This window comes from Blattabacterium cuenoti (assembly GCF_014252255.1).
GTDB lineage: Bacteria > Bacteroidota > Bacteroidia > Flavobacteriales > Blattabacteriaceae > Blattabacterium > Blattabacterium cuenoti_J.
On sequence record NZ_CP059213.1, the window covers coordinates 458,131 to 481,417 of the forward strand.

Sequence of the window (23,287 nt, forward strand, 5' to 3'; positions counted from 1 at the left end):
ATTATTTATTGGAATAAAATCACATATACATTTTATTGAAAGAATTATAGAGGAAGATATAAGAAATGGATTTCCTATTGAAAAAATTAAATTTCGTTTTCCTCCTGAACCAAATGGATATCTCCATATTGGACATGTAAAAGCTATTTATTTAAATTTTGAATTAGGAAAAAAATATAAATCACCAGTTTATTTAAGATTTGATGATACTAATCCTATAGGAGAAAGTAAAAAATTTATAGAATCTATAAAAAAAGATATTCTTTTTTTAGGATTTAAATGGGATATAGAAAGTTATGCTTCAGATTATTTTCAAAAACTTTATAAATGGGCTATAAAATTAATTCAAAAAAATAAAGCTTATATAGATGATCAATCTCAAAAAATTATACAATTTCAAAGAAAAACACCTTTTGAAATAGGAATTCATAGTCATTATAGAAATAGATCTATAGATGAAAATTTATATTTATTTGAAAAAATGAAAAATGGATTTTTTAAAGAAGGATCTTGTGTTTTAAGAGCTAAAATTGATATGAGTTCTCCAAATATGAATATGAGAGATCCAATTATGTATAGAATTTTACAAAAAAAACATCATAAAACTGGAAATCAATGGTGTATTTATCCTACTTATGATTGGACTCATGGTCAATGTGATTATATTGAACAAATATCACATTCTTTATGTTCATTAGAATTTGAAAATAGACGACCTTTATATAATTGGTATTTAAATCAAATTTATGATTTTAAAAATAAAATAATACCTAAACAAATAGAATTTTCCAGATTAAATTTAAGTCATACTATAACTAGTAAAAGAAAAATTCAATATTTAATTGAAAAAAAAATTATCCCATCTTGGGATGATCCGCGTATATTAACTATATCTGGATTACGTCGTAAAGGATATACTTCAATAGCTTTAAAAAATTTTGTTCATAAAATAGGAATTTCAAAAAGAAATAATATAATTGATATATCTCTTTTAGAATTTTGGATTAGAGAACATTTAAATAAAATAGCTCATAGAGTAATGGTAGTATTTCATCCAATAAAATTAATTATTGATAATTATTCTACAAATACTACTGAATGGATTGAAGCAGAAAATAATCCAGAAAATTCTAATTTTGGTAAAAGAAAAATTCCTTTTTCAAAATTTATCTATATTGAAAAAGACGATTTTTTGGAAAAGCAAAAAAAAAATTTTTTTCGTCTTAGTATTGGAAAGGAAGTAAGACTTAAAAATGCTTATATTATAAAAGCTAATTCAATAATTAAAAATTATAAAGGAGAAGTAAAGGAAATTCATTGTACTTATGATCCAAAAAGTAAATCTGGAAAAAAAGAAAAAGTAGAAAAAAAAGGAAGAATAAAAAGTACTTTACATTGGGTATCTATAAAACATTCTTTTCCTATAGAAATTAATTTATATAATCCTCTTTTTTTAAAAAAAAATCCAAATACAAATTTTTATAAATATATAAATCCAAAATCAAAAGATCAAATTATAGGTTATGCAGAACCATCCTTAAAAAATGCAAAAAAAGGAGATCATTTTCAATTCCAAAGAATTGGTTATTTTTATGTAGAAAATTCTACTATTAATAAAATTATTTTTAATAAAACAGTTTATATAAAAAATAAATGGAAAAAACATTTATAAATTTATTGCAAAATTTCTGGTTGAATATTTTCATATTCTCTTAATCCAGTTCCTGCAGGAATTTTATGTCCTACTATAACATTTTCTTTTAATCCATATAAATAATCTGTTTTACTACTTATTGCTGCTTCACTTAAAACCTTTGTTGTTTCTTGAAATGATGCTGCAGATATAAAAGATTTTGTTTGTAAAGCGGATCTTGTTATTCCTTGTAATATAGGTCTAGCTGTTGCTGGAATTGCATTTCTTGTTTTTATTAATTTTTTATTTTTATATTTTAAAACAGTATTTTCATTTCTTAAATCTCTATAATTAACAATGTCTCCATTTTTAAAAATATTAGAATCTCCAGAATTTTCTACTACTTTCATATGAAAAATTCTATCATTTTCCTCTATAAAATCATCTTTATATTCTATACTTCCTTCTAAAAATTTAGTATCTCCTACATCTAATACTTCTACTTTTCTCATCATTTGTAAAACGATTACTTCAAAATGTTTATCATTAATTTTTACACCTTGTAAACGATATACTTCTTGTATTTCTTTAATTAAATATTCTTGAACTGCTCTAGGTCCTCTTATATTTAAAATATCATTAGGAGTAACAGCTCCATCTGATAAAGGCATTCCTGCTTTTATATAATCATTTTCTTGTACAAGAATTTGATTTGTCAATTTAACAAGATATTTTCTAATATCTCCTGTTTTAGATTCTACAATAATCTCTCTATTACCTCGTTTAATTTTTCCATGACTAACTATACCATCCATTTCTGAAACTACAGCTGGATTAGAAGGATTACGTGCTTCAAATAATTCAGATAAACGAGGTAATCCTCCTGTTATATCTCCTGATTTTGCTGATTTTCTAGGAACTTTTACTAAAATTTTTCCTATATCTATTTTTTCTTCATCTTCTACCATTAAATGAGATCCTACTGGAAGATTATATACTTTTAATTCTTCTTTTTTATCATTCAATATTTTTAATGTAGGAACTAAATTTTTATTTCTTACTTCTGTTATTACTTTTTCTTGAAATCCGGTTTGTTCATCTATTTCAACTTGAAAGGTTAATCCTTGTTCTAAATGTTGATAAGATATAATTCCAGAAAATTCTGCAATAATAACTGCATTATATAAATCCCATTTACAAATTATATCTCCTGTTTTTAATTGATCTCCATTTTTTACATATAAAGATGCTCCATAAGGTATATTATTAATCATTAATATTGATGATTTTTTTTTATTAAAAAGTTTCATTTCTGTTGATCTAGAAACTACTATACCTAATTTTTTTGAATTTTTTTTTGTTTTAACGAATTTTAAATCTTCAAATTCTATAATACCATCATATTTAGCTCTTATTTGTGAAGATTCTGTAATATTTCCTGCGGTTCCTCCAACATGAAAAGTTCTTAATGTAAGTTGAGTTCCTGGTTCACCAATGGATTGTGCAGCAATAACTCCTACTGCTTCTCCTTTTTGAATTATTTTTCCTGTTGATAAATTACGACCATAACATTTAGAACAAATTCCCATTTTAGCTTCACAGGTTAAAGGAGATCGTACTTCTACCATTTCTATTCCAGATTTATCAATTATTCTTGCTATTTTTTCATCAATCATTTCACCAGAATCAATTATTAATTGATCCGATTTTGGATGATAAATCTTATTTAAAGATATACGACCTAAAATTCTATCAAATAAAGTTTCTACTATTTCTTCATTTTTTTTTAATGCTGATATTTCTAAACCACGTAATGTATTACAGTCTTCCATTTTTATAATTACATCTTGTGCTGCATCTACTAAACGTCTTGTTAAATATCCAGCATCTGCTGTTTTTAATGCAGTATCAGCTAATCCTTTTCGAGCTCCATGAGTAGATATAAAATATTCTAAAATAGAAAGACCTTCTCTAAAATTAGATAAAATAGGATTTTCAATAATTTCTCCTCCAGAAGATCCAGCTTTTTGTGGTTTCGCCATCAATCCACGCATTCCAGACAATTGACGTATTTGTTCTTTAGAACCTCTAGCTCCAGAATCTAACATCATATAGACAGGATTAAATCCTTGTTTATCCTCTCTCATATATTTCATTACTTTCTCTGTAAGAATAGCATTAGTATTTGTCCATATATCAATAACTTGATTATAACGTTCATTATTCGTTATTAATCCCATATTATAATTCATTTTGATATTATCAACTTGTTTTATAGCATGATTTACCATATCTTTTTTTTTATCAGGAATAATAATATCACCTAATCCAAAAGAAAGACCTCCTTTAAATGCATTATAAAAACCTAATTCTTTAATATCATCTAAAAAATTTGCAGTAGTTGGAACATCTGTGAGTAATAATATTTTACTTATAATTTCTCTTAATGATTTTTTTGTAAGAGATTCATTAATAAATCCTACTTTCTTAGGTACAACTTGATTAAATAAAACTCTACCAACAGTAGTTTCTATTAATTTATTAAAAAATTTATCTTCTTCACGAAAATTAACTTTAACCTTAATTAAGGCATGTAAATCAACAACTTTTTGGTTATATGCTATTTCAACTTCTTCTGGTGAATAAAAAATAAATCCTTCTCCTTTTACTTTATTTTTATTATCTGATAATAAAGGTTTTGTCATATAATATAATCCTAAAACCATATCTTGAGAAGGTACTGTAATTGGAGATCCATTAGCCGGATTTAATATATTTTGAGAAGCTAACATTAAAAGTTGAGCTTCTAAGATAGCTCCATATGACAATGGTAAATGAACTGCCATTTGATCTCCATCAAAATCTGCATTAAAAGCAGCACAAACTAAAGGATGTAATTGAATAGCTTTACCTTCTATTAATTTAGGTTGAAAAGCTTGAATTCCTAATCTATGTAAAGTTGGAGCTCTATTTAATAATATAGGATGTCCTTTTAAAACATTTTCTAAAATATCCCATATCATAGGATCCCTTTTATCAATAATTTTTTTAGAAGATTTTACTGTTTTGACTATACCTCTTTCAATTAATTTACGGATAATAAATGGTTTATAAAGTTCTGCTGCCATATCCTTAGGAAGTCCACATTCATGTAATTTTAAATGTGGACCAACGACAATAACAGATCTTGCTGAATAATCAACTCTTTTACCTAAAAGATTTTGTCTAAAGCGACCTTGTTTTCCTTTTAAAGCATCTGATAAAGATTTTAAAGGACGATTAGCTTCTGATTTTACTGCAGATACTTTTCTTGAATTATCAAAAAGAGAATCAACTGCTTCCTGAAGCATTCTTTTTTCATTTCTTAAAATAACTTCAGGAGCTTTAATTTCTATAAGTCTTTTTAAACGATTATTTCTGATAAGTACACGACGATATAAATCGGTCATATCAGAAGCAGCATAACGACCTCCATCTAAAGGTACTAATGGTCTTAATTCAGGAGGAATTACAGATAATACATGAATAATCATCCAAGATGGATTCCCTCCATTTTTTTTTCCTTCTCTAAATGCTTCTACTACTTGTAACCGTTTTAACGCTTCAATACGTCTTTGTTTAGAAGTTTCATGATTAGCTTGATCCCTTAATTCAATAGATAAAACATCTAAATTAATACGATTTAAAAGATCTTCTATACATTCTGCTCCCATTTTAGCAATAAATTTATTAGGATCAGAATCTTCTAATTGCTGATTTCCCTTTGGGATTTTATTTAAAATATATAAATATTCTTCCTCAGTTAAAAAATCACCTTTTTGAAAAGAAGAACCATCTGAACGAAAAGCTATACCTCCTTGAATAACAACATATCGTTCATAATAAATAATCATTTCAAGTTTTTTAGAAGGTAGTCCTAATAAATATCCAATTTTATTTGGAGATGAACGAAAACACCAAATATGAACAATAGGAACTACAAGACTTATATGCCCCATACGTTCTCTTCTAACTTTTTTCTCAGTTACTTCAACACCACATCTATCACAAACAATTCCTTTATAACGAATTCTTTTATATTTTCCACATGCACATTCATAATCTTTAACTGGTCCAAAAATTCTTTCACAAAAGAGACCATCTCTTTCTGGTTTATGAGTCCGATAATTTATCGTCTCTGGTTTTAAAACTTCACCATGAGATTCTTTTAATATAACTTCTGGAGAAGCTAATCTAATAATTATTTTATTAAATTTATTGTTTTTCTTTCTATTCATTGTTTTTTTTAAACATATAATTAATTAATAAAAATTTACTCTTATTCTTCTAAACGAATATCTAATCCTAATCCTTTTAATTCATAACAAAGAACGTTAAAAGATTCTGGATTATTAGGCTCAGGCATAATTTCTCCCTTTACTATTGATTCATAAGTTTTAGCTCTTCCTATTACATCATCTGATTTAACCGTTAATATTTCACGTAAAATATTAGATGCTCCAAAAGCTTCTAAAGCCCATACCTCCATCTCTCCAAAACGTTGCCCTCCAAATTGAGCTTTACCACCTAAAGGTTGTTGAGTAATTAAAGAATAAGGACCTATAGAACGAGAATGCATTTTATCATCAACCATATGACCTAATTTTAACATATATATAACACCAACTGTTGCAGGTTGATCAAATCTTTCTCCTGTTCCTCCATCAAATAAATAAGTAGTTCCAAAACGAGAAATTTTAGCCTTATCTGTAAATTCACATATTTGATCTATCGTAGCACCATCAAATATAGGTGTTGAAAATTTAATATTTAATTTTTTACCAGCCCATCCTAATACTGTTTCATATATTTGTCCTATATTCATTCTAGAAGGAACTCCTAATGGATTTAAAACAATATCAACAGGAGTCCCATCTTCTAAAAAAGGCATATCTTCTTCTCTAAGTATACGTGCCACTACTCCTTTATTTCCATGCCTACCTGCCATTTTATCTCCTATTTTTAATTTTCTTTTTTTAGCAATATATACTTTTGCCATTTTAACAATTCCAGAAGGAAGTTCATCTCCAACTGTGATAGAAAATTTTTTATGTTTTAAAGTACTCGTTAAATCTCCTATTGATATTTTATAATTATGTAATATTTCAGAAACTAAATCATTTGTTTCATCATTATCCGTCCAACTATCCGAATAAATGCCTATATAATCTGATATTTTATCAAATATTTTAATATTAAATTCACTACCTTTTTCTATTATTTCTTTTTTTTGATTATTAAAAACAGAACTATAACATAGTTTACCATTTAAAATAAATAACAATTTTTTTATTAAAATATTTTTAATATCTAAAAATTTTTTTTCATATTCTTTTTCTAAAGATTCTATTTGAATTTTATCTTGAACTCTTGTTTTTTTATCCTTTATACTTCTAGTAAAAAGTTTTGTATCTATAACAATTCCAAATAAAGATGGTTCAGCTCTTAAAGAAGCATCTTTTACATTTCCTGCTTTATCTCCAAAAATAGCTCTTAATAATTTTTCTTCTGGAGTAGGATCAGATTCTCCTTTTGGTGTTATTTTTCCAATAAGAATATCACCAGGTTTTACTTCTGCTCCAACTCTTATAATTCCATTTTTATCTAAATCTTTAGTAGCTTCTTCACTAACATTAGGAATGTCATTAGTAAATTCTTCCATTCCCAATTTTGTATCACGAACATCTAAAGAATATTCATCTATATGTATAGAAGTAAACCAATCTTCACTAACTACTTTTTCAGAAATTAAAACAGCATCTTCAAAATTATATCCATTACATGGAATAAATGCAGCTTTTAAATTTCTTCCTAAAGCTAATTCTCCATTTTCTGTTGCATATCCTTCACATAATATTTGTCCTTTTATAATTCTCATTCCTTTTTTAACAATAGGTTTTAAATTAATACATGTATTCTGATTAGTTTTTCTAAATTTAATTAAATCATAAATTTGAATATCAGATTCAAAACTAACTAAAGATTCTTTATCTGTTTTATCATAATGAATAATTATTTTTCTAGAATCAATATATTCTACTATACCATTTCTTTTTGCATTAATTAAAATACGAGAATCCCTTGCTATTTGTTTTTCTAATCCAGTACCTACAATTGGAGATTCAGGTTTTAATAATGGAACTGCTTGACGCATCATATTAGAGCCCATAAGAGCTCTATTCGCATCATCATGCTCCAAAAAAGGAATTAATGAAGCAGATATAGAAGCTATTTGATTTGGTGCAACATCTATATAATCTATTTGATTTGCTTTTACTATTGGAAAATCTCCATCTTCACGAGCTATAATTCTATCAGATAAAAAACTACCATTTTTATCAATTGCATTAGCTTGTGCAATAATTTTTCCTTCTTCTTCCTCTGCACTTAAATATTTTACTTTAGATTTAAAATCTACTTTTTGATGAATAACTGTCCTATATGGTGTCTCTACAAAACCCATATTATTAATTTTTGCAAATACAGAAAGAGAAGATATTAATCCTATATTTGGACCTTCTGGAGTTTCAATTGGACATAATCTACCATAATGAGAATAATTAACATCTCGAACTTCAAAACCAGCTCTTTCTCTAGATAACCCTCCTGGACCTAAAGCTGAAAGCCTTCTTTTATGAGTAATTTCAGATAAAGGATTTGTCTGATCCATAAATTGAGATAATTGATTTGTTCCAAAAAAAGTATTTATAACAGATGATAATGTTTTAGCATTAATTAAATCTACAGGCATAAATACCTCATTATCACGAACATTCATTCTTTCTCGTATAGTTCTAGACATTCTTGCAAGACCAATACTAAATTGAGTATAAAGTTGTTCTCCTACAGTCCTAACACGTCTATTAGATAAATGATCAATATCATCTACTTCTCTTTTTGAATTAAATAAAGCATTTAAATGATTTACAATTGCAATAATATCTTTTTTTGTTAAAACTAAATAATGAGAATCTATATTTAATCCAAGACGTTTATTTAAACGATATCTTCCTACAGGACCTAAACTATATCTTGTATCAGAAAAAAAAAGTTTATCAATAACTCCTCTAGCAGTTTCTTCATCTGGAGGTTCGGTATTTCTAAGTTGTCTATAAATATATTCTACAGCTTCTTTTTCTGAATTTGTTGGATCTTTATGTAAAGTATTATAAATAATTGAATAATCTTTTTTTATTCCTCCTTTTTTATGCAATAAAATAGTTTTTATTTCATGATTTTTTATAAGATCAAGATGTTCTTCTTTTAAAAGAACATCTCTATCTACAAGAACTTCATTTTTTTCTATAGAAACTACTTCACCTGTATCTTCATCTACAAAATCTTCATGCCATATTCTTAATATTCTAGCAGCTAAAGTTCTATTTAAAATATTTTTTCCATCATCTATAATTTTAACTTCTTCAGCTAAATCAAAAATCTCTAATATATCTTTATCTCTTTCATATCCTATAGCACGTAACAAAGTTGTCATCGGTAATTTTTTTTTCCTATCGATATATGCATACATTACATTATTAATGTCTGTAGCAAATTCAATCCATGATCCTTTAAATGGAATAATTCTAGCTGAATAAAGTTTAGTTCCATTAGCATGATGAGATTGACCAAAAAAAACACCTGGAGATCTATGTAATTGAGAGACAATAACTCTTTCTGCTCCATTAAAAATAAATGATCCAGAAGGAGTCATATATGGACATGTTCCTAAATAAACATCTTGATATACTGTTTCAAAATCTTCATGTTCTGGATCTGTACAGTATAATTTTAATTTAGCTTTCAAAGGAACACTATAAGTTAATCCTCTTTCAATACATTCTTCTATAGAATATCTAGGAGAATCTATAGAATAACCTTTAAATTCTAAAACAAAAGAATTTCTTGCATCAGAAATAGGAAAATTTTCTGTAAAAGCTTTAAATAATCCTTCATTTTTTCTATTTTCAGGTTTTGTATCTAATTGGAAAAATTCTTTAAATGATTTTATTTGAATATCCAAAAAATCAGGATATTCAATTTTTTTTGCTACTGAAGCAAAAGTTATTCTTTCTGATATTTTTTCTGTATTCACCAATTTTAATTTAATAGAAAATTTTTTTTCAAAAAAAAACTATATTATTTTAATTCTACTTCAGCTCCTATTTCTTCAAATTTATTTTTCAAATCTTCTGCTTCTTTTTTATTAACAGATTCCTTAAGAGTACTAGGAATATTATCTACTAAATCTTTAGACTCTTTAAGTCCTTTTCCTGTTATTTCTTTTACTAATTTTACTACAGATAATTTAGAATTACCGGATGATTTTAAAATTATATTAAAAATATTTTGTTCCTCTTTTTTAGAAATTTTATCTTCTTGAGAAGAAATATTTTCTGTTTTTACAAAACTAGATGGCTCTATTCCATATTTTTTTTTTAATATTGAGGCTAATTCATTAACTTGTTTAACAGTTAAATTTACTAATTGTTCTGCTAGCTTTTCTATCATATTTATTTAATATTAGTAATACTTAAATTTCAATAATTTCAATTTATATTTTGTATTTTTTTTCTTCTAATAGATTCTAATATATTACATATTTTATCTTTAATAGATAAAATAATATTTTCTATTGGAAATTGCAGTATATATAATATATCAATAATATAATCTTCTTTAGATTTAATATTAATTAGAATATCCAAATCTTTATTTCCAAAATAAAAAGACTCATTAACATAAGCTCCTTTTAAATATGGACTTTCACATTTTTCTTGAATATGAAAATTTTTTATAATTTTTGAAGCTATATTTCCATTTTCTAAATTTGAAAATAAAATAGTAGTATTTCCATTTAAAATAGAAAAAAATGAAGAAAATTTTTTATTTTCTATTTTTTCTAAAGATTTTTTTAATAAAGTATTTTTTATTACTTTCATTTTAATATTAAATTCATAAAAATTTTTTCTAAGAATAAATATTTGATTAGAATTTAAATTAGATATATTGATAAAATATATTGTTTTATTATTGGATAATATAGAAAATAATTCCAATAATTCTTTTTCTTTTTTTTTCTTTTTATTATTATTCATATTTTCTTCAAAAAACTTTTGAATCTAATGGAATACTATTACTCATCGTAGTAGATAAATAAATACTTTTTATATAAATTCCTTTAGAAGTAGATGGTTTATTTCGAATTATTGTTACCATAAATTCTTTAATATTATCCATTAAATATTTTTCAGAAAAAGAAATTCTTCCTATTGAAGCATGAATAATTCCATAACGATCTGTTTTAAAAGAAATTCTACCAGATTTAATTTCTTTAATAGATTTTTCTGGTGTTTCAGAAACTGTATTTAATTTAGGATCAGGCATCAATCCTTTAGGTCCTAATATTTTTCCTATAGGACCTAATTGATTCATTACAGAAGGAGTAGCAACAATAATATCAATATTCGTCCATCCAGATTTAATTTTTTCAATATAATCTAATCCTACGTAATCTGCCCCAGCTTCTTTAGATTCTAATTCTTTTTCTTTATTAACTAAAGCTAATACACAAATATTTTTACCTATACCATAAGGTAATTTAACAGTTCCTTTTACCATTTGATTAGGTAAACGAACATCTATTCCCAGATTTATAGAAATATCAACAGAAGCATCAAATTTTACAAAAGTTATTTCCTTTAAAAGAGAAATTGCTTCTTCTAAAGAATATTTTTTTTTAGAAATTTTTTCTATAATTTTATTTCTATTTTTAGTTATTTTTTTTAACATACCGAAAATAAATAGAATATTTTTAAGAAGTTTCTATTTCTATTCCCATAGATCTTGCAGTTCCAGAAACCATAGAAATAGCAGATTTTATTGAAAAACAATTTAAATCTACCATTTTATATTTTGCTATCATTTCAATCTTATCTAAACTTATTTTTCCAATTTTAGATCTATTAGATTCTTTTGATCCTTTTTCTATTTTCATCATATTTAATAATTGAATAGAAACTGGTGATTTTTTTATAATAAAAGAAAATGATTTATCTTCATATACAGTGATTACAACAGGACATATTTCTCCTTTACTTTCTTGAGTAAGAGAATTATATTGTTTACAAAATTCCATGATATTAACTCCTGAACTTCCTAAAATAGGACCAATGGGTGGAGCAGGGCTAGCTTGTCCTCCATTTATTTTTTGAATTTTAACTTTTTTAATTACTTTTTTATTTCCTTTAATTTTAACCATGATTCACAATTAATTTAATTTTAAATTTTTTCTATTTGTGTAAAATTTAATTCTAATGGAGTTTTTCTTCCAAAAATTAAAACAGATAATTCTAATTTTCTTTTTTCTTCATTAATTTTTTCAATTGTTCCATTAAATCCAGTAAAAGGACCATCTATAACTTTAATTGTTTCTCCAACTATAAAAGGAATATTAATATTTTCATAATCTTCCGATAATTGATCTATTTTACCCAACATTTTATTAACTTCATCATTTCTCATAGGAATTGGAACCGCGGTTACTCCTTTACCTTCACTTAAAAAATTAATAACTCCAGGAACATTTTTAATTGCATGAACAGCTTCTCCTTCTAAATTTACTTCTATCATAACATATCCAGGATAATGAACTTTTTCTCTATGAATTTTTTTACCTTTTCTCATTTGTATAACTTTTTCAATAGGAACCAATACTTTTCCTATATATTCTTGAAATCCATTATCCCTAATTTCGTTTTCAATATATAATCTTACTTTATTTTCTTGTCCACTAATAGTTTTAATAACATACCATTTTTTTTCCAAATCACTCATATATCTTTTTTATAAAGAAAATAATTTTTTAATTAAAAAAATGAAAAAAATATCTACTCCATACAAAAATATGGATAGAAATATAGAAAAAAAAAATACCATCATTGTTTTTATTTGTAAAGTTTCCCACTTAGGCCATGTAATGCAATGAAAAAATTCATTATAAATTTCTAATAAAAAATTTTTCATATTTTTTTTTACGATTTTTTACACAAATCATGCACGGATGGTAAGGATCGAACTTACGCCCTTCGGTTTTGGAGACCGATGCTCTACCAACTAAGCTACATCCGTATTAAAAATAATAATAAAATAATAATATTAATCCATTATACGAATAACTTGTCCAGCTCCTACTGTTTTTCCTCCTTCACGAATAGCAAAACGTAAATTTTCACTTAATGCCACAGGCTGATGTAATTCTACATCCATAGAAATATTATCTCCTGGAATTACCATTTCTACTCCTTTTGGAAGATAAATTTCTCCTGTTACATCTGTTGTTCTTAAATAAAATTGAGGACGATATTTGTTATGAAATGGTGTATGTCTACCTCCTTCTTCTTTTGTAAGAATATATACTTCAGATTTAAATTTTTTATGAGGTTTTATCGAACCTGGTGCACCAATAACCATTCCTCTTCTAATATCTTTTTTTTCTATTCCACGTAATAAAAGACCAACATTATCTCCGGCTTGACCTTTATCTAAAATTTTTCTAAACATTTCAACTCCCGTTACAGTAGAAGATAATTTTTTATCTCCCATTCCTATAATATCCACTAAGTCCCCTGTATTAATTATACCACTTTCTATACGACCTGTTGCAACTGTTCCTCTTCCAGTTATTGTAAAAACATCTTCTACAGGCATTAAAAATGGTTTATCCATTTCACGAATAGGTTCAGGAATATAATCATCTAATATATTCATTAGATCTTTAATCTTTTTTATCCATTTTTCTTCTCCATTTAAAGCTCCTAATGCAGATCCTTGTATTATAGGAATATTTTCTCCATCATATTCATATTTAGAAAGTAATTCTCTAATTTCCATTTCTACTAATTCTAATAATTCAGGATCATCAACTTGATCCACTTTATTCATAAAAACTACAATTTTAGGAACACCTACTTGACGAGATAATAATATATGTTCTCTGGTTTGAGGCATAGGACCATCTGTAGCTGCTACAACTAAAATGGCTCCATCCATCTGAGCTGCTCCTGTTATCATATTTTTTACATAATCAGCATGTCCGGGACAATCAACATGAGCATAATGTCGTTTTACTGTTTCATATTCTACATGAGATGTATTAATAGTAATTCCTCTCGCTTTTTCTTCAGGAGCATTATCTATAGCATCAAAACTTTTTTCTTTTGCTAATCCTATTTCTGATAATACTTTTGTAATAGCAGCAGTTAAAGTAGTTTTACCATGATCAACATGACCTGTTGTTCCTATATTTAAATGTGGTTTGTCTCGTTTAAATTTTTCTTTTGACATGATAAAGATTATTAAAAATTTAGTTTAAAAAAGCCAATAACGGGAATTGAACCCGTGTCCTCTTCCTTACCAAGGAAGTACTCTTCCACTGAGCTACATTGGCCATAATTAAATCTAGAGCGGAAGACGGGATTCGAACCCGCGACATTCAACTTGGAAGGCTGATGCTCTACCAACTGAGCTACTTCCGCTTATTTATTTAATTAATGGGGAGAGCAGGATTCGAACCTGCGAAGACAAAAGCCAACAGATTTACAGTCTGTCCTCGTTAACCAAACTTGAGTATCTCCCCTTTTAAAATCATCTTCTTTAAAAAAAAGATTCAAGCCGGTAGAGGGATTCGAACCCACGACCCCGAGATTACAAATCACGTGCTCTGACCAACTGAGCTACACCGGCAAATAAAATTTTATTCGTAACAATGAAAATCAGAATAATACAAATCTATAGAGATTTTTATAATTCTCAAAAAAATAATAAATATCATAAAATTTTCATATTTTTAATTCTATTATTAAATAATAAAAATAATATTACTCCAATAAATATAGAAATATCAGATACATTAAAAATTGGTTTAAAAAATTGAAAATGAAAATTTTCCAAAAAAGGAATCCAATTAGGAAAATAAATATCTATTATAGGTAGATAAAATATATCAACAACACATCCTTCCATAATAGAAGAATATCCACCATTATTATGAAATAAATAATTTATTTTAGATATTCCTGAATATGGAATCCATTTATGATATTCATCATTATAAATTGTTCCTTTATCAAATAAAAATCCATATAATGCACTATCTAAAAAATTTCCTATGGATCCTGATAAAATTAAACTGGTAGGAATTGTTAAATAATTAGAAGATCCTTTTTTCACATTTTTATAAAGAAAAAAAAACATTAATATAATTAAAAAAAAACGAAAAATACTTAACATTATTTTTCCATAATATCCATTACCAAGACAAATTCCATAGGCCATTCCAGGATTTTCTACAAAAAAAATCCAAAAAAAAGGAAAAAGATAAAATTTACTCCCCAATTCAAAATGAGTTTTAACATAAATTTTTAAAAATTGATCTATTAATAAAATAAAAAAAATAATAAAAAAAATTTTTTTCAAAAAATTAAAATTTACTTATTTCTTTTCTACAAGCTCTTTTCCTTCTATACTTAGAGTAGTATGAGGAACAGCCATAAGGCGTCCTTTAGGAATTAATTTTTTTGTAATTCGACAAATTCCATAATCTTTATTTTCTACTCTAATCAAAGCCGAATTTAAACTCTTTATAAACTTCTGTAAATGATCCATAATTTGAGCATTTTGTTCTTTACTTAAAGTTTCTGAACCTTCTTCAAAAGCTTTAAAAGTTGGACAAGTATCATCTGTTCCATTATTTTGATTATTAGAAAAAGAATTTTGAAGAATCAATAAATCTTTTTTAGCTTTTTTTAATTTTTCAAGTATAATTTTACGAAACTCTTTTCTCTCTTTCATAGAATATCTAGAATATCTTTTTTTTCCTTTTTCTTCCATTTTTTTATTTATATATTTTCGACTTTTTTAATTTGTATATATAACATTAATTTTTCTTCAAAATTTTCTATAAAATAAAATTCCATTTCTTTTTTTTTCATTTCTTTAAAAGAAAAAAGTATATCATAGGCAAGAGTTTCTTTACAAATAAAATCTTTATTTTTTTGTATAATTAATTGTATGTTTTTAACAGTTTTTATATATAAAAATATTTTTTCAACTACATCATAGTTACGTTTTTTTCTCAATTTTTGAATATTTCTAATTAATTCTCTTATAAATCCTTCTTCTCGAAGAGAATCTGTTATACGTAAATCTAATGCTATTGTTAATTCATTATCAAATAAAATAGACCAATCTTTAATATATTCAGTCGTTATTTTTACTTCTTTTAAAAAAAGAAAAATTTCTTTTTTTTGTAAAGAAATTATACATTTTTTATTTTTTTCTATTTCTCTAATTTTTTCTTGACTAAATTTTTCTATTATTTTAGAAATAATTTGAGTTTTATTTCCAAATCTAGAACCCAAAAATTTATAATTTGGTTTAATATATTTAACTAATTCTAAATTTTTATAAGAATCAGAAAATTCTATTTTTTTAATATTAGATTCTTTTAAAATAATTTTATATAATTTTTTTAATTGAAAACGTATTTCTTCATCAGAAATAAGAATAAGAACCTTTTGTAAGGGTTGACGAATTTTAATTCCATTTTTTTTTCGAATTGAAAAAATCATAGTAATTATTTTTTGAATTAAAAACATTGAATTTTCCAATTCTTTATTAATGAATTTTATATCATAATTTGGAAATTTCGTTAAATGGACACTTTTATAAGGTTCTTGATTAGTAATAGAATTTAAATCTAAATAAAGTTTATCTGAAAAAAATGGAATAATAGGAGAAGTTAATTTTGCTAAAACAATTAAACACTTATAAAGTATTTGATATGCAGATATTTTATTTTCTGTATATTTTTCTTTCCAAAATCTTCTTCTACATAATCTTATATACCAATTACTCAATTTATCTAAAACAAAAGATGAAATTAAACGTGTAACTTTTGTTGGATTATAATTGGAATAATAATTATCTGTTTTTTTAATCAAAGTATTTAATTCAGAAATAATCCAAAAATCTAATTTTGTATAATTGTAACATTCTTTTTCTTTATAAATAAATCCATCAATATTAGCATATAAAACAAAAAAAGAATAAATATTATATAATGTTCCAAAAAATTTATTAATTACGTTAGTAATTCCTTCTATATTAAATTTTATATTATCCCAAGGATCAGAATTAAATATAATATACCAACGTATTGCATCAGAACTATAATCATTAATTAAATGAAAAGGATTAATAGTATTTCCTTTACTTTTAGACATTTTATGTCCATTTTTATCCAAAACTAATCCTGTTGATATAACATTTTTATACGATATAGAATTAAATAACATACTACTAATTGTATGTAAAGTAAAAAACCATCCTCTTATTTGATCTATTCCTTCAGAAATAAAATCAGAAGGAAATAATAAATTATTATCTATATATTCTTTATTTTCAAAAGGATAATGAAATTGAGCATATGGCATAACTCCAGAATCAAACCATACATCTACTAAATCAGGTTCTCTTTTCATAGGAATTCCTTTAGGAGATACTAAAATAATATCATCTAAAATATGTTTATGTAAATCTATTTTATTATAATTATTATCACTCATATCATTGATTATAAAATCTTTAAAAATATTTTTAGACATAAAACCATATTGAATTGATTTTTGAATTTCTATAAATAATTCTTTAATAGATCCAATAACTATTTCTTCATCTCCTTTTTCTGTTCTCCAAATAGGAAGAGGAGTTCCCCAATATCTCGTTCTTGAAAAATTCCAATCTTTTATATTTTTTAACCAAGAATTAAAACGTTTTTTACCTATAAATTCTGGATGCCATTTTATTTTTTGATTTAAAAAAATCATTTTATTTTTTTCTTTTGTAGTTTTAATAAACCATGAATTCAAAGGATAATAAAGTATTGGTTTTCCTGTTCTCCAACAATGTGGATAAGAATGAATATATTTTTCTGTTCTAAATATTTTTTTTTCTTTTTTTAAAAAAGAAATAATTTCTTGATCTATTGAAATTTTATTTTTATTTAAATTATTTGGATTAAAATCATTTTTTATATATTTTCCTCCAAATCCATTTGGAAGAATATTTAAATATTTACCCTGTAAATCAACTAAAGGAACAGGAATTTTTTCTTTATTTAAAACTAACATTGGAGGAATTTTATATTTTTTAGCTACTATAAAATCTTCTATTCCAAATGTAGGAGCTATATGAACAATTCCTGTACCTTCATTTATATGAACAAAATCTCCTTCTATAATTTGAAATGCATTTTTTTCATTATCATAAGGTTTCACCCAAGGTAATAATTGTTCATATCTACTATAGATTAATTTTTTACCTTTAATTTTTTTTTCTATAAAATAAGGAATTTTATGTTTTTTAATATTTGATATATTTAATTCAATATTATTAAAAACAGGATAAAATTTATTTGGTAATAATATTTTATGAATCAATTTTTCAGATAAAATAATATTTTCTTGACAAAAAGTATAAGTATTATAAGTATTGATCAAAACATAATCTATATTAGATCCAATAGCTAATGCTGTATTTGAAGGTAAAGTCCAAGGTGTGGTAGTCCATGATAAAAAATAAATATCTCCTAAAATATTTTTTAATTCTTTTGGAAGAGTTTCTTTTATTGCTTTAAATTTTAAAAAAGGAGATATTTGTTCTACTTTTTTATAAGTACCAGGCATATTTAACTCATGATAACTTAATCCAGTTCCTGCTGCTGGAGAATAAGGTTGAATTGTAAAATCTTTATAAATAAAATTTTTACAATATAATTTTTTGATTAACCACCATACACTTTCTATATATTTTGTATTATAAGTTATAAATGAATTATCCATATCTATCCAATAACCTATTTTTTCTGTAAATAATAACCATTCTTTTAATGATTTTTTTACAAAATTTTTACATAATTGATTATATTTATGTATACTAATTTTTTTTCCTATATCATTTTTAGTAATACCTATTTCTTTTTCAACATTTAATTCAATAGGAAGTCCATGAGTATCCCAACCTGCTTTTCTAAATACTTTTTTTCCTTTTAAAGTATTAAATCTGCAAAAAATATCTTTTATAGTTCTAGATAATATATGATGAATTCCAGGTTTTCCATTCAAAGAAGGAGGTCCTTCATATAAAATATAAAAAAATGATTTTTTTTTATTTTTAGAAAAATTAAAATTTTTTTGAAAAATCTTATGTTTTTTCCAATATTCAGATATTTCTATGCTTATCTTATTAAGATCCAATTTTTTATATTCTCTAAATATTTTTGACATAAGGTTTTTTTTATGATAAAAAATTAAAAATCTTCTATTTTACTATAAAAAAATATTTTATTTATGAATAAAAACGATAAATTTTATTATAAAAAAAAAGAAGAAACTCCATTAATTAGGCAATATAATAATATAAAAACTAAATATCCAGATACAATTTTATTATTTCAAGTTGGAGATTTTTATGAAATATTTGGAGAAGATGCTATTAAATGTTCTAAAATATTAAATATTGTTTTAACTAAAAGATCTAATACTCATTTAGCAGGATTTCCTTATCATTCTTTAAATAATTATTTACCAAAATTAATTCATTCAGGATTACGTGTAGCAATTTGCGATCAATTAGAAGAACCTATAAAAGGAAATAAAAATATTGTTAAAAGAGGAGTTGTTGAATTAGTAACTCCAGGAACAGTTATCAATGATAATATTTTACAAAAAAAATCAAATAATTTTTTAGCATCTATTCATGTAGGAATAAATAATTTAGGATTAAGTTTTTTAGATATTTCTACAGGAGAATTTTTTATAACAGAAGATAAAAAAAATAATGTATTACAATATTTAAAATTTTTTAATCCTAGTGAAATTCTTTTTCAAAGAAAAGAAAAAAAATTTTTTGATAAATTTTTAAAAAATAAATATTATACCTTTTTAATGGAAGATTGGATCTTTAATTATGAATTTGCATATGAAAAACTGATATCACATTTTAAAACAAATTCTTTAAAAGGATTTGGAATTGATAATTTAAAATTAGGAATTATTTCTTCTGGAGTAATATTATCCTATTTGGATAATACACAACATTTTAATATTAAACATGTTTCTAATATTCAAAGAATAAAAAAAGAAGAACATATGTGGATTGATGATTTTACTTTTCAAAATTTAGAAATATTTCATTCTTTGAATAAAGAAGGAATTCCTTTAATAAATATTTTAGATAAAACAATGACTTCTATGGGAAGTCGATTATTAAAAAATTGGATTCTTTTTCCTTTAATAAATATTTTTCATATAAAAAAACGTTATCAAATAGTACAAGAATTATATTCTAATAATATTATACGAAATTTTATAAAAAAAAAACTTAAAGATATTTATGATATAGAAAGAATAATTTCAAAAATGGTTATTGGAAAAATATCTCCTCGTGAAATATACACATTACACAAATCTTTAATTTCTATTCATGAAATAAAAAAAAAATTTTTATCTCAAGAATCTAAAATTCTTATAGAATTAGCAAATTCTTTTCAAGATTGTAATATTATATCTCATAAAATTATGAATACAATACAACATGAAAATCTTCCACATCAAATTGAAAAAGGAAAAGGAAATGTAATTATAAAAGGATTTTCTAAAGAATTAGATGAAATTAGAACATTATATTTTTCACAAAAAAAATATCTAGAAAAACTTTGTAAAATAGAACAAATAAATACAGGAATTAAAAACTTAAAAATTGGATATAATAATATTTTTGGGTACTTTTTTGAAGTAAAAAATTCAAAAAAACATAAAGTTCCATCTCATTGGATTCAAAAACAAACATTAATTAATTCTATTAGATATATAACAGAAAAATTAAAAAATTATGAATTACAAATTTTAAATGCTGAACAAAAAATATTTTTTTTAGAAAAAAAAATATTTTCTAATTTAATAGATCAAATATTGAAATACTTAAAACATTTACAAAAAAATGCAAAAAATATTGCAAAATTAGATGTATTATGTTCTTTTTCTAAAATAGCATTAGAAAATAATTATATTAAACCAAAAATAGATCAATCTTCAAAAATATGTATTATAAAAGGAAGACATCCAGTTATTGAAAGACAATTCATATCAAAAATATCTTACATACCAAATGATATTATTTTAAATAAATCAGATCAACAAATTATGATCATTACAGGTCCTAATATGTCTGGAAAATCTGCTATTTTACGTCAAACAGCCATTATCATACTAATGGCTCATATTGGAAGTTTTGTTCCAGCTCAATATGCAAAAATAGGATTAATAGATAAAATATTTAGTAGAGTAGGAGCTACAGATAATATTTCTTTAGGAGAATCTACTTTTATGGTAGAAATGAACGAAACAGCAAGCATATTAAATAATATTTCCAATAGAAGTTTTATTATTTTAGATGAAATAGGAAGAGGAACAAGTACCTATGATGGAATTTCAATAGCTAAATCGATTATTGAATTTTTACATAAAAATAGTTTACGCCCTCTAACTTTATTTGCTACTCACTATCATGAATTAAATGAAATGAGTTCTCTTTTTAAAAGAATTAAAAATTATCATATTTCTGTAAAAAAAATTGATGATAATATTATTTTTATGCGAAAATTAATGATTGGAGGAAGTGATCATAGTTTTGGAATTCATGTAGCAAAAATATCGGGAATGCCAATTCAAATTATAGATAGAGCAAAAGAAATATTAAAAATATTAAAAATGAAAAAAAATAAAAATTGATTTTAAATATTATTTAAATAATTTGCTATATATATAAAAGTGTTTTTAAATTAGAATAATTTGCGAGAATAGCTCAGTTGGTAGAGTACGACCTTGCCAAGGTCGGGGCCACGGGTTCAATTCCCGTTTCTCGCTTTTTTTAAATTATTATATATTAATTATATTTATAATATATATATACTAATATATACTAACCTGGGTGGTGGAATTGGTAGACACACAGGACTTAAAATCCTGTGATCATTATGATCGTACGGGTTCAAATCCCGTCCCGGGTATTTATTTTATTATAATTTATAATTTGGAGTTTCTTTTGTTATATTTACACTATGTGGATGATTTTCTTTTAATCCTGAATTAGTTATTTTTACAAATTTTCCCTTTTTTATAAGTTCTGTTATCGATGAAACACCACAATATCCCATACCAGAACGTAATCCTCCACAAATTTGATAAATTGTATCTTTCATTTTTCCTTTATAAGGAACTATTGCTTCTATTCCTTCTGGAACAGATTTTTCATTAAATTGAAAATAACGATCTTTACTTCCTCTTTTCATAGCAATTAAAGATCCCATTCCAACATAAGTTTTAAATTTTTTACCTTGAAAAATAACTTCTTCTCCCGGAGATTCATCTGTACCTGCAAATAAACTACCTATCATAACAGAACTAGCTCCTGCGGCAATAGCTTTGACAACATCTCCTGAATATCTAATTCCACCATCTGATATAACATTTACATTTCTTTGTTTAGCATATTCATATACATCATTAATAGCTGTTATTTGAGGCATTCCTACTCCAGCTATTACTCTTGTTGTACAAATAGAACCAGATCCTATTCCTACTTTTAAAACAGTAGAACCTGCATCTATTAAATCTTTAGCTCCTTCTTTTGTTACTACATTACCAGTTAATAATGATATCTTAGGAAAAGAAGAACGTATTAATTTAATAATTTGTAATATTCTAGATGAATGACCATGAGCTGAATCTATAGCTATAATATCTACACCTACTTTTACTAAAGAATCTACTCTTTTTAAAGTATATTTATCTATACCTACAGCTGCACCTACACGAAGACGACCTCTAGAATCTTTACATGCATCAGGATACTCAATTAAATTATCAATGTCTCTAATGGTGATTAATCCTACTAATTTATTATTAGTATCTACAATAGGTAGTTTTTCTATTCTCTCTTTTAATAAAATATTTTTTGCTTTTTCTAGAGTGATATTATTTATTTTTGAAATAATTAAATTTTCTTTTGTCATTACTTCTTCCACTAAAGAATCTAAATCTGTACGATATTTTATATCTCTTCTGGTAATAATTCCTACTAATGAATGATCTTTTTCTATAACTGGAAGTCCAGATATTTTATATTTTTTCATAAGATATTGAGCATGTTTTAGTGTAGAATTTCTAGAAAGTGTAATAGGATCATCAATCATTCCACTTTCACTTCTTTTTACTTTATAAACTTCTTCTGATTGATTACTAATACTCATATTTTTATGAATAATACCTATTCCTCCTTCTCTAGCTATAGATATAGCTAAAGCATATTCAGTAACTGTATCCATAGCTGCGCTTAATATAGGAATATTGAGAGAAATATCAGGAGTTAGATAAGTTTTAAGAGAAACTTCTGATGGAATAATTGATGAGTAAGAAGGAACAAGCAAAACATCATCAAAAGTTAGAGCTTCTTTTAAAATTTTTTTATTTAAAAACATAATTTTTATTTATAAAAATA

15 protein-coding genes and 7 tRNA genes are annotated in these 23,287 nt (G+C 24.6%); 4 read left to right on the forward strand and 18 right to left on the reverse strand.

Annotation, left to right across the window (positions count from 1 at the left end; all coding sequences use genetic code 11):
* Positions 1–25 precede the first annotated feature (25 nt).
* The gene (gene glnS / locus H0H41_RS02250) at positions 26–1,672 is read left to right on the forward strand and encodes a glutamine--tRNA ligase (RefSeq protein ID WP_394798449.1); all 1,647 of its coding nucleotides are present in this window, start codon (positions 26–28) and stop codon (positions 1,670–1,672) included.
* A gap of 2 nt (positions 1,673–1,674) precedes the next feature.
* On the opposite strand, the gene rpoC is transcribed toward glnS, so the two are convergent.
* The 17 genes from rpoC to ileS form a co-directional block, all read right to left on the reverse strand.
* Positions 1,675–5,910 carry a DNA-directed RNA polymerase subunit beta' gene (gene rpoC / locus H0H41_RS02255; protein ID WP_185872088.1) on the reverse strand — a complete coding sequence of 1,412 codons (4,236 nt, stop codon included), beginning with the start codon at positions 5,908–5,910 and terminating at the stop codon, positions 1,675–1,677.
* Between the two features lie 41 nt (positions 5,911–5,951).
* Positions 5,952–9,764, reverse strand: a complete 3,813-nt coding sequence (rpoB, locus tag H0H41_RS02260) for a DNA-directed RNA polymerase subunit beta (RefSeq protein ID WP_185872089.1) — start codon at positions 9,762–9,764, stop codon at positions 5,952–5,954.
* Between the two features lie 44 nt (positions 9,765–9,808).
* Positions 9,809–10,180: a 50S ribosomal protein L7/L12 gene (gene rplL, locus H0H41_RS02265; protein WP_185872090.1), complete on the reverse strand. Its 372-nt coding sequence runs from the start codon at positions 10,178–10,180 to the stop codon at positions 9,809–9,811.
* Between the two features lie 38 nt (positions 10,181–10,218).
* Entirely contained in the window at positions 10,219–10,767 is a 549-nt protein-coding gene (gene rplJ, locus H0H41_RS02270) for a 50S ribosomal protein L10 (protein WP_185872091.1), read from the reverse strand.
* Positions 10,768–10,774: 7 nt separating this feature from the next.
* Positions 10,775–11,461, reverse strand: a complete 687-nt coding sequence (gene rplA, locus H0H41_RS02275) for a 50S ribosomal protein L1 (RefSeq protein WP_185872092.1) — start codon at positions 11,459–11,461, stop codon at positions 10,775–10,777.
* Positions 11,462–11,483: 22 nt separating this feature from the next.
* Positions 11,484–11,930, reverse strand: a complete 447-nt coding sequence (gene rplK, locus H0H41_RS02280) for a 50S ribosomal protein L11 (RefSeq protein WP_185872093.1) — start codon at positions 11,928–11,930, stop codon at positions 11,484–11,486.
* A gap of 20 nt (positions 11,931–11,950) precedes the next feature.
* Positions 11,951–12,505 carry a transcription termination/antitermination protein NusG gene (gene nusG / locus H0H41_RS02285; protein ID WP_185872094.1) on the reverse strand — a complete coding sequence of 185 codons (555 nt, stop codon included), beginning with the start codon at positions 12,503–12,505 and terminating at the stop codon, positions 11,951–11,953.
* A gap of 9 nt (positions 12,506–12,514) precedes the next feature.
* The gene (secE, locus tag H0H41_RS02290) at positions 12,515–12,694 is read right to left on the reverse strand and encodes a preprotein translocase subunit SecE (RefSeq protein ID WP_185872095.1); all 180 of its coding nucleotides are present in this window, start codon (positions 12,692–12,694) and stop codon (positions 12,515–12,517) included.
* 32 nt (positions 12,695–12,726) lie between these two features.
* Positions 12,727–12,799, reverse strand: a tRNA-Trp gene (locus H0H41_RS02295).
* Positions 12,800–12,826: 27 nt separating this feature from the next.
* Positions 12,827–14,014: an elongation factor Tu gene (gene tuf, locus H0H41_RS02300; RefSeq protein ID WP_185872096.1), complete on the reverse strand. Its 1,188-nt coding sequence runs from the start codon at positions 14,012–14,014 to the stop codon at positions 12,827–12,829.
* 31 nt (positions 14,015–14,045) lie between these two features.
* A tRNA-Thr gene (locus H0H41_RS02305) sits at positions 14,046–14,117 on the reverse strand.
* Positions 14,118–14,132: 15 nt separating this feature from the next.
* A tRNA-Gly gene (locus H0H41_RS02310) sits at positions 14,133–14,205 on the reverse strand.
* 16 nt (positions 14,206–14,221) lie between these two features.
* Positions 14,222–14,306: transfer RNA gene (locus tag H0H41_RS02315), tRNA-Tyr, on the reverse strand.
* Positions 14,307–14,339: 33 nt separating this feature from the next.
* Positions 14,340–14,413: transfer RNA gene (locus H0H41_RS02320), tRNA-Thr, on the reverse strand.
* 84 nt (positions 14,414–14,497) lie between these two features.
* Positions 14,498–15,145: a lipoprotein signal peptidase gene (locus H0H41_RS02325; protein ID WP_185872097.1), complete on the reverse strand. Its 648-nt coding sequence runs from the start codon at positions 15,143–15,145 to the stop codon at positions 14,498–14,500.
* Between the two features lie 15 nt (positions 15,146–15,160).
* Positions 15,161–15,559, reverse strand: a complete 399-nt coding sequence (locus tag H0H41_RS02330; RefSeq protein WP_185872098.1) for a TraR/DksA family transcriptional regulator — start codon at positions 15,557–15,559, stop codon at positions 15,161–15,163.
* 8 nt (positions 15,560–15,567) lie between these two features.
* Positions 15,568–19,014, reverse strand: a complete 3,447-nt coding sequence (gene ileS, locus H0H41_RS02335) for an isoleucine--tRNA ligase (protein WP_185872099.1) — start codon at positions 19,012–19,014, stop codon at positions 15,568–15,570.
* Positions 19,015–19,077: 63 nt separating this feature from the next.
* Between ileS and mutS the strand changes: the two genes are divergently transcribed.
* From mutS to H0H41_RS02350, 3 genes are all read left to right on the forward strand, one after another.
* Positions 19,078–21,519 (forward strand): DNA mismatch repair protein MutS, encoded by a 2,442-nt coding sequence (gene mutS, locus H0H41_RS02340; protein WP_185872100.1) that lies wholly within the window; start codon positions 19,078–19,080, stop codon positions 21,517–21,519.
* Positions 21,520–21,581: 62 nt separating this feature from the next.
* Positions 21,582–21,654, forward strand: a tRNA-Gly gene (locus H0H41_RS02345).
* Between the two features lie 58 nt (positions 21,655–21,712).
* Positions 21,713–21,797: transfer RNA gene (locus H0H41_RS02350), tRNA-Leu, on the forward strand.
* Between the two features lie 9 nt (positions 21,798–21,806).
* On the opposite strand, the gene guaB is transcribed toward H0H41_RS02350, so the two are convergent.
* The gene (guaB, locus tag H0H41_RS02355) at positions 21,807–23,267 is read right to left on the reverse strand and encodes an IMP dehydrogenase (protein WP_185872101.1); all 1,461 of its coding nucleotides are present in this window, start codon (positions 23,265–23,267) and stop codon (positions 21,807–21,809) included.
* Positions 23,268–23,287: the final 20 nt, after the last annotated feature.

What these genes read in the sequence shown, in the direction of transcription:
- rplA (WP_185872092.1), bottom strand. Translation starts at nt 11,461, where the DNA reads ATGTTAAAAAAAATAACTAAAAATAGAAATAAAATTATAGAAAAAATT.
- rpoC (WP_185872088.1), bottom strand. Translation starts at nt 5,910, where the DNA reads ATGAATAGAAAGAAAAACAATAAATTTAATAAAATAATTATTAGATTA.
- ileS (WP_185872099.1), bottom strand. Translation starts at nt 19,014, where the DNA reads ATGTCAAAAATATTTAGAGAATATAAAAAATTGGATCTTAATAAGATA.
- tuf (WP_185872096.1), bottom strand. Translation starts at nt 14,014, where the DNA reads ATGTCAAAAGAAAAATTTAAACGAGACAAACCACATTTAAATATAGGA.
- mutS (WP_185872100.1), top strand. Translation starts at nt 19,078, where the DNA reads ATGAATAAAAACGATAAATTTTATTATAAAAAAAAAGAAGAAACTCCA.
- rplL (WP_185872090.1), bottom strand. Translation starts at nt 10,180, where the DNA reads ATGATAGAAAAGCTAGCAGAACAATTAGTAAATTTAACTGTTAAACAA.
- nusG (WP_185872094.1), bottom strand. Translation starts at nt 12,505, where the DNA reads ATGAGTGATTTGGAAAAAAAATGGTATGTTATTAAAACTATTAGTGGA.
- rplJ (WP_185872091.1), bottom strand. Translation starts at nt 10,767, where the DNA reads ATGAATAATAATAAAAAGAAAAAAAAAGAAAAAGAATTATTGGAATTA.
- secE (WP_185872095.1), bottom strand. Translation starts at nt 12,694, where the DNA reads ATGAAAAATTTTTTATTAGAAATTTATAATGAATTTTTTCATTGCATT.
- rplK (WP_185872093.1), bottom strand. Translation starts at nt 11,930, where the DNA reads ATGGTTAAAATTAAAGGAAATAAAAAAGTAATTAAAAAAGTTAAAATT.
- H0H41_RS02330 (WP_185872098.1), bottom strand. Translation starts at nt 15,559, where the DNA reads ATGGAAGAAAAAGGAAAAAAAAGATATTCTAGATATTCTATGAAAGAG.
- guaB (WP_185872101.1), bottom strand. Translation starts at nt 23,267, where the DNA reads ATGTTTTTAAATAAAAAAATTTTAAAAGAAGCTCTAACTTTTGATGAT.